This is a genomic window from Paraburkholderia yinzeri, assembly GCF_046581065.1.
Lineage (GTDB): Bacteria > Pseudomonadota > Gammaproteobacteria > Burkholderiales > Burkholderiaceae > Paraburkholderia.
The window spans coordinates 2,513,024-2,528,692 of the sequence record NZ_JBFOCJ010000001.1 but is presented as its reverse complement, the minus strand read 5'-3'; the positions used below and the strand labels follow the sequence as shown (position 1 = coordinate 2,528,692).

Genomic DNA, 15,669 nt, shown 5'->3' with positions numbered 1-15,669 from the left:
AAGAACCGGAAAGTACTCAATTCGCCCGCCCCCGGCGCTCGATCCGCCTCCCGTTAAAAAACGCACTCCCTCCACGCTGGAGGGAATGCGTCTGGAGACGGATACCGCAGCGAACTGCCGCGATTCAGAACAACTGCCGCAGACGCAGCATGCCCGCCTGGGCCACGTAGCCCGAGCCTGCCTGGAGCTCGTAGCGCGCGGTCATGCTGAGGTTGTTCGCCCGCAACAGGGTCATGCCCAAACTCATCACCACGGAGTCCTCCACCGGGCTTGCGCCAAGCGACGTGAAACTGGTCTCGCCCGGCGGAGCGGCCGCGTAGCTGGCCTGGGTCGTCACCCGGGTGTTGTCGTACTCGTGGCGCCACGCCAGTTGCAGCTCCGGCACGAGTACCCCGTACGAGGTCGACAGTTCGCGCGAAATCTTCGCACCGATATCGCTCGTCACCGAGGGTGCGGCATCGATGATGCTGGAAGGTAAAAGTCCGGCAAATTCAGGCAAACTCCGCGCTCGCCTGCATGGTCAGACAGCCTTCGCGATCCTTGGCCCAGAGCTCGACCGTCCTGCCGTCTTCGTCCCGCCGTCCGCAAACGGAAAATGCCTGGCCTACGAAAGTCGGCCGCACGGCGCGAAACGAGAAATGCGCGGGTACGGCGCCACCGAGTTCGGTCACGGCCAGGTCCAGCAGCAGTGTGGCGATCAACGGCCCGTGCACGACCAGACCGGGATACCCCTCTTCGCGGGTCGCATAGGGCTGATCGTAGTGGATGCGATGCCCATTGAAAGTCAGGGCGGAATAGCGGAACAGCAGGACAGGATCGGTTTCGATCGTGCGGCGCCAGTGTTCGCCGTCGGGTGCCGGGATGGGCTTTGGAGCGGGAGCGCCGGGCGCGGGCGCCTCGCGATAGACGATGTCCTGCTCCTCTTCGATGCACAGCTCGCCCGCCATCGAAATGCAATGCTGGACGGTGACGAACACGAGCCGGCCGCTGCGGCCTGTCTTGTCCTCGATAGCGGCAATCGTCGACTCGCGCACCGCGCGCTCGCCGATCTTCACGGGCGCAAGGAAGCGCAGACGGCCACCGGCCCACATGCGGCGCGGCAGCGGAACGGGAGGCAGAAAGCCGCCGCGGCGCGGATGCCCGTCGGGGCCTTGCTGCGAACGCGGCGCGGCTTGCAGAAAATGAAACCAGTGCCAAAGCGGCGGCAGGACCGCCTGCGGCGCGGGGCGATCGAGCATGGCGGCAAACGCCGCGGCCGGGAATGGTGCCACCCGTTCCTCGACCGTTTCGGTACGGCCAAGCCAGTCTTGAATCGTGCCTGAGTCTTGCATCGTGCGGGGTCCGTTCGGTTTGACTGGACCCTACTATGCGCCTCGGCGAGGATTTCGCGAAGTCCGCATTTGCGAACGCAACCTTCGGCTTTGCTTAATGCCGCCGGGCGGCCGCTTCGTGTAAAGCACCGGTGCCATCGGCACGCACGAAACGGGCGTATCCGGAATAGCCGGGGTCAAGCCCGAAGCGCGCTTTTCTTGCGCGCCTGCCGCTCATCCTGGGGTTGCCGGGATGGCTTTGAGGGCTTTGCTGCGGGCTTGCGGCGCGACGCTTCCGTCCTGTTCCGAAAGGCGATCATGCGAGCCTCGCCGAGCGCGATCAGGGCGCTCGTGAGTTGCTCCATGTGCAGGGTCATCGACCTCTTGTCGCCCGACTGCAGGGAAACGAAAGCGCCGTCGAACCCAAGCATTCCGAAGTAAGCGAGGTCTTCGGCAACGGCCTTCGCGACGTCCTCCCCTTCTCCGCTGAACGCGTTGCGGATCATCTCCCGCATGTAGGCACGCCCTTCGTTGCGTACCTCGATAACCGTTTGCATGGCCTCGGGCTCGGCGGACTCATTGCTCATGACCATGACGAGCAGCAGGCGCAGGAAATTCTCGCGGTGCTCGAACACCTCGCCGGTCTTTTTCAGGTACCAGCCCAAACGTTCCCGCGGAGTGCCGTCTGCCGGCGGACTCCGGTGAGCCTCTCGCATGGCCGCGAAAAAACCGCGGGCGCCTCCGGCCATCACCTCCGCGAGCAGCCCGGCTTTGGAGCCGAAGTGATGGTAGATCGCGCTCTTGGGAATGCCGGTCGCCTCCACCAGCGCGGACATCGAAGTGCCGGCGTAGCCATAGGCCGACATCACACGGGAAGCGGCGTCGAGAATTTCCTGGCGAGATCGTTGGCCGCGCCGATTGCCGATTTGCGGTTCATTTTCCATCCCGTGAGTATAAGCCCGGCCTGTATTGGACCAATCGGTACATTACACGTTTCCCCCAGGTAGCCAGTTTTGGACCAATCGGTACACTTCCGGACTATGGGCTCGGCCACGATACCCGGGGCGGAATCCCGGACCGCCGGTCATCGGAATCGCGAAATCAGGAGAAGAGAATGCAAAGCGTCTCAACGCTGGGATATATGGTCCTGGGGGTCACCGACCTGGCAGCATGGGAAAGGTTTGCCGTCGACGTGCTGGGCCTGCAGGCCGGAACGCGAGTTCCCGGCGAATCGCTCGGCTTGCGCATGGACGACTACGAGCAGCGCATCCTGTTGCTCAAGAGCGATCTCGACGACTTTCTGGCCGCCGGCTGGGAATTCGAATCCGACGCGGAACTCGATGCCTTCGTGGATCAGGCGCGCGGCCGGGGCATCGACCTCGCCGAGGCGGACCCGAAAGTCGCCGAACAGCGCCGCGTGGCGCGCGTTTTCGTCTGTCACGATCCCGACGGCATTCGCCACGAGTTTTACAGCACCGCCTACCGGGCTCGTACCCGCAACACGTTTCGTTCGTCGGTGCTGCGCGGGGCATTCAGTACGGGGCGTCTGGGCGCCGGGCATTTCGTCACGGTGCCCAAACAGAGCGCCGAGGCCAAGGCGTTCTGCGAGCGTGTACTGGGCCTGAAGCTCAGCGACACCATCCGTGGCGACGCCGCGCCGGGCCTTCAGCTCGACGTGACCTTCTTCCACGCCCGTACCGGCCGTCATCATTCTCTGGCGGTCGCCGACGTGCCGTTCCCGGTCCACAAGCGTATCCATCACATCATGGTCGAGTGCACCGACCCCAACGACGTCGGCCTCGCCTACGATCGCTGCAAACTGGCGGGGGTGCCCATTCTGATGGAACTGGGCCATCACCCCAACGACCAGATGTTCTCGTTCTACATGATCTCGCCTTCCGGCTTCGCGATCGAGTTCGGCGCCGGCGGCGTTGTCGTCGACGACGACACATGGGAAGTCAAGCGCTACACCGAGCTCAGCGACTGGGGGCACAAGCTGAATCCGCCGCCGGATGCGCCGGCCCCGCAAGCGCACTGAACCTCGCCCGATCGCGCCCGGTCGAGCCCATCAAGCCGACAACTCACCCGCCACCCGTCACAGGAGCGACAGCATGACCCCGACTGAATCCGGCACCAGCAAGTTCGTGACGATCAACGAACCTGGTCTCGAGCATTTCACCATTCATTTCAACGACGCCGGCAGCGGCCCCGCGATCGCCATGCTGCATGGCGGCGGCCCCGGCGCCAGCGGCTGGAGCAACTACTATCGGAACATCGACGCGCTGGTGAACGCCGGATTTCGCGTGCTGCTGCTCGATAGCCCGGGTTTCAACAAGTCCGGCGAGATCGTCACCGACGTACCGCGCAACCTGTTGAACGCCCGCGCCACCAAGGGCGTGCTGGACGCTCTCGGCATCGGGAAAGTGCATCTGGTCGGCAACTCGATGGGCGGCGCCTCTGCCCTGAGCTTCGCGCTGGAGTTCCCGGACCGGATGGATCGCATGGTGCTCATGGGGCCGGGCGCGCAAGGTCCAAGCATCATCCAGCCGCAGCCTGGCGAGGGTATCAAGCGCATGTTCAAGCTGTATGCGCAACCCACCTACGAGAACTTCGAGGCCATGCTCGAAGTGTTCGTTTATGACCCGCAAGCCATTACCGAGGAGTTGCGTCAGGGACGCTGGAGCAATATCGAATCGAACCTGAATCATCTGAAGAATTTCGTCGAGAGTTCGAAGCGTTGCCCGGTCACGACGTGGGATCTCTCGGCCCGTTTCCCGCAAATCTTCCACAAGACCCTGATTACCTGGGGACGTGACGACCGTTTCGTGCCGCTCGACCATGGCTTACGCATGATCAACACCTTGCAGGACGCGCGGCTCCATATCCTGCCGAAGTGCGGCCACTGGGCTCAGTGGGAGCACGCCGACGAGTTCAATCAGTTGGTCATCGACTTCCTGAAGGACTGGTAAGGGCCGCCGCGCGCCGCCGGACTGGAATGCAACCGGCGAACAGCGGAAAGAATCGACGCAATCTCGTCATATGTTACGTAGTCCAAAATGAGTGCGTTGCGGAAGGCCTGCAGACACTGAATGGAGTCCCCATGAAAGACCATTACGATGCCGACGTCGCCATCGTCGGCTATGGCCCGAGCGGCGTCATTGCCGCGCTTACCCTCGCGAAATACGGCATCTCCACCGTGGTATTCGAGCGATACCGCGACATTTACCCGCGCGCTCGCGCCGTGACCGTCAACGACTGGACGATGCGGATATTCCAGAACCTGGGTGTCGACGAACCCGTTCTGAAATGCATCGATCCCCAGCGCGCGCTGCGCTGGATGCGCTACGACGGCACGGAGATCCTGCGCATCGAGCACCCGCCTTCGACGCTGGGCATCAAGCCGCGCTTCTTCAACATTTACCAGCCGACCATGGAAGCCACGTTGCGCGAATGCGCAACCGGACACGCGGAGATCGACGTGCGCTTTGGCCTGGAGGTGGTCTCGCTGGAGCAGGACGAAACCTGCGTCACGGTCAGGGCCCAAGATCCCGCAACGGGCGCTACGGAAAGCGCGCGCGTGCGCTATGCGATCGGCTGCGACGGCGGGAGCAGCGCCACTCGCGGCGCCCTCGGCGTGAAGTTGCTGGGGGATACGCTCGACGTGCTCTGGATCGTGATTGACTGCCGCGTGAAGCGCTGGTGGCCCGACCGGAATCTGCTGACCTTCTGGTCCGACAAGGAACGGCCGGTGGTGGACATCGCGCTGTCGGGAGGCAACCACCGCTGGGAACTGCCGCTCAAGCCAGGCGAGACCGAGGCCGACTTCGCGACCCGCGAACAAGTGTGGCCGCTGCTCGAGGCGCTGGGCGTGAGCGAAGACGATGTCGAAATTCACCAGCATGCGTTTTATCGCCACCATACCCGGATGGCGGACAAGTGGCGTGTCGGACGCGTATTCCTGGCCGGTGACGCCGCGCATCTGATGCCGCCGTGGGCCGGCGCCGGCATGCAGACCGGCATGCGGGACGCGTTCGATCTGGGCTGGAAGCTCGCGGGCGTAATCAACGGAACCTTGCCCGAATCTTTCCTCGATACCTACGAAACGGAACGCCGGCCCAACGCTGTGTTTTACACGCAGCTCGCCGTCGAGCTTGGCCGGATCATCAAGCAGGAGCTTTCGGAAGAAGAACAGGCCGCGCTCAATGCGCCGCCTCCGGCGGACGCACCGGAGCCGCCGCTGATCGCACCGCCGGTGCTTGCGACCGGATGGCTGCGCGGCCCCGTCGCCGAAGGCAGCATCGTCGGTCGTATGGTGCCGCAGCCCGTTGTCGGCGACACGCGCGGGGTGATGGCACGCCTCGACGATCTCCTTGGCAATCGCTTCGTACTGCTTGGAGATGACGTCGATCCTGCTACGCTGCTCACAACCGCGGATAAGGAAGCGTGGGACAAGCTAGGGGCCCGGTACATCGCCGTGCGTCAGCAGGACCAGCATACCCAGGGTTCCGACGAATTGATCGACCTCGATGGCGTATTGCTCCCCTGGTTGCGCAAGTATGGTGCGCGCGCGGTGGCACTGCGTCCCGACCGCTTCGTTGCGGCGGCCGATGTAAGCGGCCTTTCGGTGCCGGCTTGAGGAATTCGCCCATGCCCGATATCACCGTAGTGAATGCGCTTGCCACCCGCCTGCGCGAAGCCGAAGCCACGCACACGACGATCGCCCCCGTACGCGGCGAAATCGCAACGGACGACCTCGCCACGGCCTACGCCGTGCAGCAGGCCAACGTGAATTGGCGCGTGGCGAACGGCGAGCGCGTCGTGGGCCGCAAGATCGGCCTCACCTCGCTCGCCGTGCAAGCGCAGCTTGGTGTCGATCAACCCGATTTCGGTGCGCTGTTCGCCTCGATGGCCTGCGGCGACGGCGAGCCGATCCCGCTCTCGCAACTGATCCAGCCCAAGGTGGAGGCCGAAATCGCACTGGTGCTGGAGCACGACCTCACGCTCGGGAAGCACACCTTCGTCGATATCCTGCGCGCCAGCGCCTACGCCCTTGCCGCGATCGAAGTGGTGGACAGCCGCGTCCAGAACTGGGATATCCGCTTCGTCGACACGGTCGCCGACAACGCTTCCAGCGCACGCTTCGTGGTGGGCAGCCGCCCCGTGCCGCTGGCGCAGCTCGATCTGGCCGGGTGTGCGATGGCGCTCTCGCGCGACGGTGAAATTCTCTCGCGCGGCAATGGCGCCGCCTGCCTCGGCAATCCGCTGAACGCCGCCGTGTGGCTTGCCGATCGCATGGCGCAGCTCGGCACGCCGCTGCGCGCGGGCGACGTGGTGCTCACAGGCGCGCTCGGGCCGATGGTGGCCGTGAAGGAACCCGGCACTTATACCGCGCAGATCGAGGGCCTGGGCAGCGTTCGCGCCACTTTCTCCGCCTGAACAAGGAATAGCTATGACTTCGGAAGCTTCGGAAAAACTCAAGGCCGCCATCATCGGCTCGGGCAACATCGGCACGGACCTGATGATCAAGATCCTGCGCAACAGCCGGCATCTGGAAATGGCGGCGATGGTGGGCATCGATCCGAACTCGGACGGCCTCGCGCGCGCCGCGCGCCTGGGCGTGGCGACCACGCACGAAGGCGTGGAGGGTCTCACGCGCCTGCCCGTGTTCGAGGACATCGATTTCGTGTTCGATGCGACCTCGGCTGGCGCGCACGTGAAGAACGATGCGCTGCTGCGCAGCCTCAAGCCGTCGATCCGCGTGATCGACCTCACGCCCGCCGCCATCGGCCCGTACTGCGTGCCGGTGGCGAACCTCGACGCGCATATCGACGCGCCCAACGTGAACATGGTCACCTGCGGCGGTCAGGCGACGATCCCCATCGTCGCGGCCGTTTCGCGCGTGGCAAGGGTGCATTACGCGGAAATCGTCGCGTCGATCAGCAGCCAATCGGCGGGGCCCGGCACGCGCGCGAACATCGACGAGTTCACCGAAACGACCTCGAAGGCGATCGAAGCGGTGGGCGGTGCGGCCAGGGGTAAGGCGATCATCGTGCTGAACCCGGCCAAACCGCCCGTCATGATGCGCGACACCGTCTACACGCTCTCGGACCTCGCGGATCGCGAGCAGGTCGAGGCGTCGATCGAGGAAACGGTCGCGAAGGTGAATGCCTACGTGCCGGGCTATCGCCTCAAGCAGAAGGTCCAGTTCGACGAGATTCCGGTCAGCGCGCCCCTGAATATCCCGGGCCTCGGAAAGTTCGGCGGCCTGAAGACCTCGGTGTTCCTCGAAGTGGAAGGCGCCGCACACTATCTGCCCGCCTATGCCGGCAATCTCGACATCATGACGTCCGCCGCGCTCGCCACCGCCGAGCGTATGGCGCAGACGCTGCTGGACACGCAAGGAGCCTGAAGCCATGAGCCGCAAACTCTACATCTCCGACGTGACGCTGCGCGACGGCAGCCACGCCATCCGCCACCAGTATTCCATCCAGAACGTGCAGGACATTGCCCGCGCGCTGGACCGCGCGAAAGTGGACAGCATCGAGGTCGCGCACGGAGACGGCCTGCAGGGCTCGAGCTTCAACTACGGGTTCGGTGCGCACAGCGACCTCGAATGGATCGAGGCGGTGGCGGACGTGGTGCGGCACGCGAAGATCGCCACGCTGCTGTTGCCGGGCATCGGCACGATCCACGACCTGAAGGCGGCCTATGACGCGGGCGCACGCATCGTACGTGTGGCCACGCACTGCACGGAAGCCGACATCTCGAAGCAGCACATCGGCTACGCGCGCGAGCTGGGCATGGATACGGTGGGCTTCTTGATGATGAGCCACATGACCACGCCAGAGAACCTCGCCGTCGAGGCGAAGAAGATGGAGAGCTACGGCGCGACCTGCATCTACGTGGTGGACTCGGGCGGCGCGCTGACGATGAATGACGTGCGCGAGCGCTTTCGCGCCGTAAAGGCCCTGCTGAAGCCCGAAACGCAGACGGGCATGCACGCGCACCACAACCTCTCGCTGGGCGTGGCGAACTCGATCGTGGCGGTGGAGGAAGGTTGCGACCGCATCGATGCGTCGCTGGCGGGCATGGGAGCCGGCGCGGGCAATGCGCCGCTGGAGGTGTTCATTGCGGCGGCCGAGCGCATGGGCTGGAACCACGGCACCGATCTGTACACGCTGATGGACGCGGCCGACGACATCGTGCGCCCGCTGCAGGACCGCCCGGTGCGCGTGGACCGCGAGACGCTGGCGCTGGGCTATGCGGGGGTGTATTCGAGCTTCCTGCGCCACTCGGAAGTGGCTGCGAAGAAGTACGGACTGAAGACGGTGGATATCCTCGTCGAACTGGGCCGGCGCCGCATGGTGGGCGGCCAGGAGGACATGATCGTGGACGTGGCGCTGGACATCCGGAAAGAGCACGACATCCGGGGAGCGGGTTCGTCAGGCGCGGACAATTTCCGCACCGCGTCGCTTGCGAAAACCGGCGCCCCCCTGTCTACCACCTAGTGTGAAGCGATGACGCTGGCGATTACCCCGGTCGCCACCGCGGCCAGCACATAGTCGCCGTTCACACCGACCCAATGGTAGCCGCGCGGCGGCGCCGAGAGGCCATGCTCGTGCCAATCGTCCACCTCGTAGTTGCGATCGCGGTATTCAGCCGGGACACGCTCGCCCTTGTGCCAGTCCTGATGCGGAATCGGACCACCCGGGCGGTCCACCGACGCATCGTGTACCGGCTGACGCGGCCCATGCGCGGCGCCATGGTGCTGCGGCTCGGCCAACACTGCGCCGGACGCAACCAGCATGGAAACCATCAGAAGCGAGGCGACGATTTTTGAACGCATTGCTTTCCCCTTGAGAACCATGAATTGCGGCGCGGAGCACCACGAGCCTGCCATATTGACTGACGACGATAACAAGTATGCGACAGATTCCGGCTAACGGGCCGGGCGGATTGGCAATCACGCAACAAATTGCCTTATTTGACCTTTACAAACTACCTGCACGAACCGCCGCATCGGTGCCCGCCTCTTGTGCCCCGCGAGCATTGGGCCGCATGGCGCAAATCAGCACCGCCGCGGCGAGTCCGCTTGCCGCGATCGCATACAACCCCGCAGCCGGCGAGTGAAATGAGGCCTCCACGGCATTTTTCACGTTGGGCGCGAAGAATCCGCCCAGATTGCCGATGGCATTGATCACCGCGAATCCGCCGGCCGCCGCGGCGCCGCCCAGGTAGGCCGCGGGGAACGTCCAGAAAATGGGCTGCACCGTCATGATGCCCATCGTCACGAAGCAAAGCGCCGCGATCGCGGTAACAGGCGCCGTATGCGCGGAAACGACGAGCCCGGCCGTGATGGAGAGCGCCGAAAGCGTCGCGAAGAACTTCCGGTGACCGCTACGCACCGCGAAACCCGGATAGCATGCACCGGCCCCGATCGCGCATGCCCAGGGAATCGCCGCCACGAGACCGACATGCAGGCCGATCTTGACGTGCAGCAGTGCGCTCACCTGCGTCGGCAGATAGAACGCCACGCCGTAGCCGGCAATCTGGATGCAGAAGTAAAGCACTGCGAAATGCAGTAGACGCGGGTCGGCAAGCGCCGCCCGAAAGCTCGTCTTGCCGTGCACGATTTTTTGTTGCTCCTCGGCGGCTAGCACCCGGCCCAATGCCTGCGCCTCGTCGCGCGGCAGCCAGCGTGCCTCGGCCGGCCGGTCGCACAGATAGAAGAAGGCTCCGATACCGACGATGGCCGCGAGCCCCCTTCCACGAGAAACATCAGTTGCCAGCCCTGCAGGCCGAACAGTCCGTCCTGTTCCAGCAGATAACCCGACAAAGGCCCGCCCAGCATTAGCGCGAGCGGCGAACCGAAGTAGAAGATACCCATGATCTGGCCGCGCGAGCGGGCCGGAAACCAGTAGGTCAGATACAGCACGGCGCCCGGAAACAGCCCGGCTTCGGCGGCGCCGAGAAAAAGCATGGTGTCTCCTTGTCGGTTCCCTGCGATGGATCGCGGGACCGGTCTGGCGCCGGCCTCCTTGATCGGGCATATAACTGCGCAGGCGTCGAACTTGCGGGTGCTACACGACCTTTCCCGGGTTGAGCAGGTGTTGCGGATCCAGGGCGCTCTTGAGCCGGCGCATCAGGGCAAGCTCGGCTTCGCTGCGCGTGCTGGGCAACCAGGCCTTCTTCGTGATGCCGATGCCGTGCTCCGCCGAAATCGTGCCGCCGAAGCGCTGGACGAGCGTATACACCGTCTCGGCGATCGCCTCCTTCGGCTGAGGGGAGATGCCCGGCATGCAGGCAACGATATGCAGGTTGCCGTCGCCGATATGGCCGTAAAAGAGCGCGACGATGCCGGGCAGGCGCGTCTGCAACGCGTCGCGGCAAGCGCTCACGTATTCGTCCATGGAGGCCACCGGCAGGCCGATGTCGAACGACTCGTGCGGCCCCAGCACCTGGGGGAATTCCGCACAGGCGTCGCGCAGTCCCCAGAATGCGTGCACGTCGGCAAGCGACTGCGCCAGCGCGGCATCGGCAATCACGCCCTGCTCCATCTGCATGCCGAGCCAATGTTCGAAGCGCGGTGCATCGAGCGCCTCGTCCATGCCCTGCGCCTCGATCAGCGCGTAGCAAGCGTGCTCGCCGCCCAGCGGATCGCGCACGCCGGGCACCTGTTGCGTCACCGTTCGCCAATAGTCCGGCCACATCACTTCGAACGCGGACAACAGCGGCCCGAGGCCTCGTCTCGCCGCGCCGAGCAACGCGACGAGTTGCGCATAGCTATCGAGCGCGCACAGCGCCGCCATCGTGCAGCCGGGCTTGGGCGAGAGCCGCAGCACGGCACGCGTGATGATGCCGAGCGTGCCCTCGCTGCCGATGAACAGGTGCTTCAGATCGTAGCCCGCGTTGTTCTTCAACATCTTGTTCAGGTTGGTCACGACCGTGCCATCGGCCAGCACGACCTCGATCCCCAGCACCATTTCGCGCGCCATGCCGTAGCGGATCACGCGATTGCCGCCGGCATTGGTCGACAGGTTGCCGCCAATCGCACACGAGCCGCGCGAGCCGAGATCGAGGGGAATGAAAAATCCGGCTTCGTCGGCGGCCTGCTGCACGACTTGCAGCGGTGTGCCCGCTTTCACGGTGAGCGTGGCAGACGCCGCGTCGATCTCTTCGATGCCGACCAGCCGTTCCAGCGACAAGGCCACCGCTCCCTCCACAGGACGCGCACCGCCGCAAAGACCGGTCAGGCCGCCTTGCGGCACGACGGGCACATGATGTTGCGCGCACAAGCGCATCGCCGTCGCGACGCCTTCCGTATCCGCCGGCCGCACGACCGCCACCGGCCGCAACGGTCCGAGCGTGCTCCAGTCGTGCTCGTTGCGCGCCGGGATGTCGGCGCCGCTCAGCACTGCAGCAAGGCCTAACGCATCGCACAACGTCCTGAGCAGTCCTTGGTGTTGCGCAGCGGCAAGATCCTCTGCGTCCGGTTCGTGGTCCATGTCGTCCTCCCTCCGTATCCGTGGCGTTTTCCTTCAGTTCGCGGCAAGATCGGGGCAAGCGTCGCGCAATGCCGGGGGCAGAGCCTTCAGCGCGTCAGGCCCCGCCTCGACGAGCGGCCGGCGCACGCGGCGCCAACTGTCGTCGCACTGGCGAACCGCGAGCAGCGCCTTCAACCATGGCGTGAACGGCTGACTGCCCACGCTCGCCAGCAAGGTATCGACGATTTCGCGGCTCTCGCCGCTTTTCCCACTCTCGCCGGCGAAGCTCGCGAGGATCGTGTTCGGCACCACGTTTGCCAGGCCGCAGATCGTGCCCGCCCCACCCGCGGCACGCGTTCTTGCAATCGTGTTCTCGGCGCCCACGTACACCTTCAGGCCGCGATGCCGCTCGATCAATCCCAGGGAGTGCTCAAGATTTCCACTGCTGTCCTTGATCCCCTCGACGACGGCGCCATAGCGCTCACGCAATGTTGCGATGGCCCCATGATCGATGGCGATGCCCGAAACCTGGGGGATGTGATAGAGAATGATGCGCAAGCGCGGATCGTCCTGCGCCTCGACCACGGCACCCACCGCATCGGCCACGCCGGCGCTGCTCACGTCCTTGAAGAAAAACGGCGGCAACAGCAGCACGCGATTGCAGCCTCGCGCGAGCGCATGCCGCGTGAGCTCGATCGCGTCGCCCAGCGCCGCCGCGCCGGTTGCAACGATCACCTGGTGATTCGCCACGCCCGCTTCGAGCAGCGCGTCGAGCGCCGCACGCCGTTCGTCCACCGTGAACGAAGGGCCCTCGCCCGTCGTGCCGAACAGCGTGATGCCATGCAGTCCGCGCCGGATCAGGTCGAGCGAGTGACGCGCCAGCAACGGCACGTTGACACGGCCGGCCGCATCGAGCGGCGTCGCGACCGCTGCGAACACCCCTTCCCCACTACTGCCTTGCAAAGCCATGATTGACGTTCTCCTCTCGGGTATCGCCGCGCCGGCTTGATTACCAGCCAAACACCGACCAAACTGTGACTGACATGTTAGTGCGTTGGCAATGACGCGTCAAAACGAATCGATGCGAACCGGCACCAGGGTTTATCAGGACCGTGCCGTCACGGTCCTGAATTGCGGCCCTGAATCACGAGCCGGATAGCAGTTTACAGACCGAAATCTCCCAACGAACGCTTTCGCGCATTCTCGATATGGGTTTCGAGCAGCGCGACCGCCGTATCGGTGTCGCGAGCCTTCAGCGCAGCGATCAGTTCGAGGTGTTCCCGCATCGTCGGCAGCACGACCTCCGGGGTCAGCACGACGTGTTCGAGGCGAATCAGGCGGATCCGCAGGCTGTTGACGCGGTAAATGTTCGAAATGATCTCGTTGCCCATCGCATCGATCATCCTGTCGTGAAGGCCCCAATCGATGGTCTGCGCATCGGCGACAACACGCTCGTCGATCTTCTTCGACGACGCGCGCTTGACGATGTCTTTATGGGCGCGTTCGAGGCGATCCAGTTCCGCGTCGGTCGCGTTCTGCACGAAATTGACGATCGCTTCCCGCTCAAGTACGAGGCGTAGCTGGAAAGCGTTGCGGATCAGCCGCAGGTCGACATGACACACCTGCAGGCCGCGGTTCGGCACGGTGCGCAACAGACCTTCCGCCTCGAGACGCGGGACCATCTCGCGAATCGCACCGAGCGGCATGCCGGTCAGCGACATCAATTGGCGCTGCGAAACGAACTGCCCCGGGCGGATGTTGGCGTCGAGGATCTGCTGCGTGAAATTTTCGTAGGCGACGAGCCGGAGCGACTTGCCCTCCTGCTCGTCCTTGACGGTGGGAATAGAGTTCATTGCCGGTTCTGCATGCGGGTTGACTGCCAACTGACATGTTAGCACGCACACGGGAGCGCTTCGGCCTGCTCCCCCGGCACCGCACGACGAAACTCAGGCCCCGGTCTCGGTGATCGCGCTATAGACCATCGTGCGCAATTGACGGCGCACCGGGTGAGCGCTCGACGGCAGCAACTGCGTGAGAAACAGCACGATCAGGTCCTCGCGCGGATCGACCCAGAAGAAGGTGCTGGCCGCGCCGCCCCAGAAGAAGTCGCCCGCGCTGCCAGGAATCAGCGTGGCCGCAGGCGTCATGGTCGTCGCGAAGCCCAGGCCGAAGCCCACCCCTTCGTAGGCGGCCTCGCTGAACATCGAGCGCGAGAGACGTGGCAGGTCGAGGCCGCCCGGCAGATGATTGGCGGTCATCAGCGCCAGGGTCTTCGGTCCCAGCAAGCGCACGCCGTCCAGTTCGCCGCCTTGCAGCAGCATGCGGGCGAACCGCATGTAGTCGGCGGCCGTCGATACGAGGCCGCCACCGCCGGAGATGAAGCCGGGCGGCTTGAGATACGGGCTGCTCCGGGGATCGTCCTGCAGCGTCGGCCCTCTCTCCGAGACGACCTTCGAGCCGAGCGAACCAATGGCGTAGCAGGCGCAGAAACGCGACACCTTCTCCTCCGGCACGTAAAAGGCCGTGTCGACCATGCCCAGGGGGTCGAAGATCCGTTCCTTGAGAAACGTCTCGAACGGCATTCCGCTGACCTTGCCGACGATATAGCCCAGCACGTCCGTGGAAACGGAGTAATTCCACGCTTCGCCCGGGGAGAATTCGAGCGGCAGCGTAGCCAGCTTCTCGATCATCTCATCGAGCGTGCCCTCCAGCCCGATGTCGCCCACCTTCAGCTTGCGATAGGCAGCGTCGACATTGGTGTTCTGCTGAAAACCGTAAGTCAGGCCCGAGGTGTGGCGCAGCAGATCGACCACGAGCATCGGGCGCGCGGGCGGACGCGTCTGGAAGCTGTCCATGAAGCCGCCGACGTGAACGCCAAGCTTTTCCCAGGCCGGAATGTACTTGCTGACGGGATCGTCCAGCGCGATCTTGCACTCCTCCAGCAGCATCATGACCGCCACCGACGTGATGGGCTTGGTCATCGAATAGATACGGAAGATCGAATCCTCGGCCAGCGGCACCTGCCGTTCGCGGTCGGCGAGGCCCTGCACCGAGTTCAGGGCGAGTGCACCGCGCCGCCACACCTGGGTCACGGCGCCTGCCAGCTTGCCCGTAGCAATGTAGTTGTCGTTCATGAAGCGCTCTATCCGCGCGAGGCGTTCGCACGACATCCCCTGCTTTTCCTTGCTTCCCATCCCCATGTTCTCTCCTTTGCTGAGCATTGCGGCTAGCCGGATCGCATCTGGCCGAGTTCCGCCACAGTATCGGCGATTCGGGAACTTTCGGCAAAGGAGCCCGCATGGGATTTTCGCGGGCCTTGGCGCGGCGAACGTGGATCCTCCCGCAGGAAGTCCTCGACCAGCGCGTTGAACGCCGCGCCATGCTCGATCTGTGTCCAGTGCCCGCACTGGCCGAAAACATGGAATTGTGCGGGGCCGATCAGTTCGAGCAGCTTCAACGAGTTCGCCAGCGGAATTACCTGGTGATGAAAAGACCTTGCCGAGGCCACGCGGCTTTCACGTCACCACTGCGTCGTGCCGGTTGCCTCGCGAGGCGCGGTCTGCTCGCCTGGCGCGTGCGGCAGGCAGTCTCGCCGATACAGCACGCGCAGGCGCTGCTCGGCTGTTTGAATGTCGTCCGGATAGTTGTAGTCGTCGCCAATGGCCGGGACATAGCCCACGGACTCCAGTTCGCCCAGTTCATTCTGGAGTTCGCGATGCGTGACTGGATGATCGGTCTTCACGAAGGGGTAATCGTTGCACTGCTCAGGCGTGAGTCTCGCTCCGGCCAACGAAGGAAGCGAGAAAATGCTCAGCAAAACTAACAAGGCACTACGGGATAGCGTGTTCATGACGAATGCCTCCGTCCAGGGCGTC

Annotated in this window: 17 protein-coding genes and 1 pseudogene; 6 read left to right on the top strand and 12 right to left on the bottom strand. The window is 64.4% G+C overall.

The features are described from left to right. Positions 1 to 124: 124 nt before the first annotated feature. From WJ542_RS12080 to WJ542_RS12070, 3 genes are all read right to left on the bottom strand, one after another. Positions 125 to 445, bottom strand: coding sequence for an autotransporter outer membrane beta-barrel domain-containing protein (locus tag WJ542_RS12080; RefSeq protein WP_411189515.1), 321 nt, complete (start codon positions 443 to 445; stop codon positions 125 to 127). Between the two features lie 46 nt (positions 446 to 491). Next, positions 492 to 1,331: an HTD2 family dehydratase gene (locus WJ542_RS12075; protein WP_411189514.1), complete on the bottom strand. Its 840-nt coding sequence runs from the start codon at positions 1,329 to 1,331 to the stop codon at positions 492 to 494. 176 nt (positions 1,332 to 1,507) lie between these two features. Beyond that, positions 1,508 to 2,254 carry a TetR/AcrR family transcriptional regulator gene (locus tag WJ542_RS12070; protein ID WP_411189513.1) on the bottom strand — a complete coding sequence of 249 codons (747 nt, stop codon included), beginning with the start codon at positions 2,252 to 2,254 and terminating at the stop codon, positions 1,508 to 1,510. A gap of 170 nt (positions 2,255 to 2,424) precedes the next feature. On the opposite strand from WJ542_RS12070, the gene WJ542_RS12065 reads away from it, so the two are divergent. The 6 genes from WJ542_RS12065 to dmpG all read left to right on the top strand — a co-directional run bounded on the left by WJ542_RS12065 (position 2,425) and on the right by dmpG (position 8,818). After that, complete coding sequence (locus tag WJ542_RS12065; RefSeq protein ID WP_411189512.1) at positions 2,425 to 3,348, top strand: VOC family protein; 924 nt, start codon at positions 2,425 to 2,427, stop codon at positions 3,346 to 3,348. Positions 3,349 to 3,421: 73 nt separating this feature from the next. Beyond that, the gene (gene bphD / locus WJ542_RS12060; protein WP_411189511.1) at positions 3,422 to 4,279 is read left to right on the top strand and encodes a 2-hydroxy-6-oxo-6-phenylhexa-2,4-dienoate hydrolase; all 858 of its coding nucleotides are present in this window, start codon (positions 3,422 to 3,424) and stop codon (positions 4,277 to 4,279) included. Between the two features lie 131 nt (positions 4,280 to 4,410). After that, a complete protein-coding gene (locus WJ542_RS12055; protein ID WP_411189510.1) occupies positions 4,411 to 5,946 on the top strand; it encodes a bifunctional 3-(3-hydroxy-phenyl)propionate/3-hydroxycinnamic acid hydroxylase in 1,536 nt (511 codons plus the stop codon). An 11-nt stretch (positions 5,947 to 5,957) separates the two neighbouring features. Beyond that, positions 5,958 to 6,746 (top strand): 2-keto-4-pentenoate hydratase, encoded by a 789-nt coding sequence (gene mhpD / locus WJ542_RS12050; protein WP_411189509.1) that lies wholly within the window; start codon positions 5,958 to 5,960, stop codon positions 6,744 to 6,746. Between the two features lie 13 nt (positions 6,747 to 6,759). Continuing rightward, positions 6,760 to 7,719, top strand: a complete 960-nt coding sequence (locus tag WJ542_RS12045) for an acetaldehyde dehydrogenase (acetylating) (RefSeq protein ID WP_411189508.1) — start codon at positions 6,760 to 6,762, stop codon at positions 7,717 to 7,719. Between the two features lie 4 nt (positions 7,720 to 7,723). Next, positions 7,724 to 8,818, top strand: coding sequence for a 4-hydroxy-2-oxovalerate aldolase (gene dmpG / locus WJ542_RS12040; protein ID WP_411189507.1), 1,095 nt, complete (start codon positions 7,724 to 7,726; stop codon positions 8,816 to 8,818). On the opposite strand, the gene WJ542_RS12035 is transcribed toward dmpG, so the two are convergent. The 9 genes and pseudogenes from WJ542_RS12035 to WJ542_RS11995 all read right to left on the bottom strand — a co-directional run bounded on the left by WJ542_RS12035 (position 8,815) and on the right by WJ542_RS11995 (position 15,536). Further along, complete coding sequence (locus WJ542_RS12035; RefSeq protein ID WP_411189506.1) at positions 8,815 to 9,156, bottom strand: RcnB family protein; 342 nt, start codon at positions 9,154 to 9,156, stop codon at positions 8,815 to 8,817. The genes dmpG and WJ542_RS12035 overlap by 4 nt on opposite strands. A gap of 145 nt (positions 9,157 to 9,301) precedes the next feature. Next, the gene (locus tag WJ542_RS12030) at positions 9,302 to 10,033 is read right to left on the bottom strand and encodes an MFS transporter (protein WP_411190538.1); all 732 of its coding nucleotides are present in this window, start codon (positions 10,031 to 10,033) and stop codon (positions 9,302 to 9,304) included. After that, positions 9,964 to 10,290, bottom strand: a complete 327-nt coding sequence (locus WJ542_RS12025) for an MFS transporter (RefSeq protein ID WP_411190537.1) — start codon at positions 10,288 to 10,290, stop codon at positions 9,964 to 9,966. The genes WJ542_RS12030 and WJ542_RS12025 overlap by 70 nt, the downstream gene beginning before the upstream one ends. Positions 10,291 to 10,390: 100 nt before the next feature. After that, entirely contained in the window at positions 10,391 to 11,815 is a 1,425-nt protein-coding gene (locus WJ542_RS12020) for an FAD-binding oxidoreductase (RefSeq protein ID WP_411189505.1), read from the bottom strand. Between the two features lie 33 nt (positions 11,816 to 11,848). Further along, entirely contained in the window at positions 11,849 to 12,763 is a 915-nt protein-coding gene (locus WJ542_RS12015) for a dihydrodipicolinate synthase family protein (protein WP_411189504.1), read from the bottom strand. A 194-nt stretch (positions 12,764 to 12,957) separates the two neighbouring features. Then, positions 12,958 to 13,647 (bottom strand): GntR family transcriptional regulator, encoded by a 690-nt coding sequence (locus WJ542_RS12010; protein ID WP_411189503.1) that lies wholly within the window; start codon positions 13,645 to 13,647, stop codon positions 12,958 to 12,960. Between the two features lie 93 nt (positions 13,648 to 13,740). Next, entirely contained in the window at positions 13,741 to 14,988 is a 1,248-nt protein-coding gene (locus WJ542_RS12005; RefSeq protein WP_411190536.1) for a serine hydrolase domain-containing protein, read from the bottom strand. Between the two features lie 143 nt (positions 14,989 to 15,131). Further along, a pseudogene (locus WJ542_RS12000) lies at positions 15,132 to 15,275 on the bottom strand (alpha/beta fold hydrolase); the annotation flags it as partial. 39 nt (positions 15,276 to 15,314) lie between these two features. After that, positions 15,315 to 15,536, bottom strand: a complete 222-nt coding sequence (locus WJ542_RS11995) for a DUF4148 domain-containing protein (RefSeq protein WP_487007203.1) — start codon at positions 15,534 to 15,536, stop codon at positions 15,315 to 15,317. Positions 15,537 to 15,669: the final 133 nt, after the last annotated feature.

Bases quoted from the DNA above. Each gene is read 5' to 3' on its own strand.
- WJ542_RS12055 (WP_411189510.1), top strand. From the start codon at position 4,411: ATGAAAGACCATTACGATGCCGACGTCGCCATCGTCGGCTATGGCCCG.
- bphD (WP_411189511.1), top strand. From the start codon at position 3,422: ATGACCCCGACTGAATCCGGCACCAGCAAGTTCGTGACGATCAACGAA.
- WJ542_RS12070 (WP_411189513.1), bottom strand. From the start codon at position 2,254: ATGGAAAATGAACCGCAAATCGGCAATCGGCGCGGCCAACGATCTCGC.
- WJ542_RS12075 (WP_411189514.1), bottom strand. From the start codon at position 1,331: ATGCAAGACTCAGGCACGATTCAAGACTGGCTTGGCCGTACCGAAACG.
- WJ542_RS12045 (WP_411189508.1), top strand. From the start codon at position 6,760: ATGACTTCGGAAGCTTCGGAAAAACTCAAGGCCGCCATCATCGGCTCG.
- WJ542_RS12065 (WP_411189512.1), top strand. From the start codon at position 2,425: ATGCAAAGCGTCTCAACGCTGGGATATATGGTCCTGGGGGTCACCGAC.
- WJ542_RS12015 (WP_411189504.1), bottom strand. From the start codon at position 12,763: ATGGCTTTGCAAGGCAGTAGTGGGGAAGGGGTGTTCGCAGCGGTCGCG.
- WJ542_RS12005 (WP_411190536.1), bottom strand. From the start codon at position 14,988: ATGGGAAGCAAGGAAAAGCAGGGGATGTCGTGCGAACGCCTCGCGCGG.
- WJ542_RS12035 (WP_411189506.1), bottom strand. From the start codon at position 9,156: ATGCGTTCAAAAATCGTCGCCTCGCTTCTGATGGTTTCCATGCTGGTT.
- mhpD (WP_411189509.1), top strand. From the start codon at position 5,958: ATGCCCGATATCACCGTAGTGAATGCGCTTGCCACCCGCCTGCGCGAA.
- WJ542_RS12025 (WP_411190537.1), bottom strand. From the start codon at position 10,290: ATGCTTTTTCTCGGCGCCGCCGAAGCCGGGCTGTTTCCGGGCGCCGTG.
- WJ542_RS12020 (WP_411189505.1), bottom strand. From the start codon at position 11,815: ATGGACCACGAACCGGACGCAGAGGATCTTGCCGCTGCGCAACACCAA.
- dmpG (WP_411189507.1), top strand. From the start codon at position 7,724: ATGAGCCGCAAACTCTACATCTCCGACGTGACGCTGCGCGACGGCAGC.
- WJ542_RS12010 (WP_411189503.1), bottom strand. From the start codon at position 13,647: ATGAACTCTATTCCCACCGTCAAGGACGAGCAGGAGGGCAAGTCGCTC.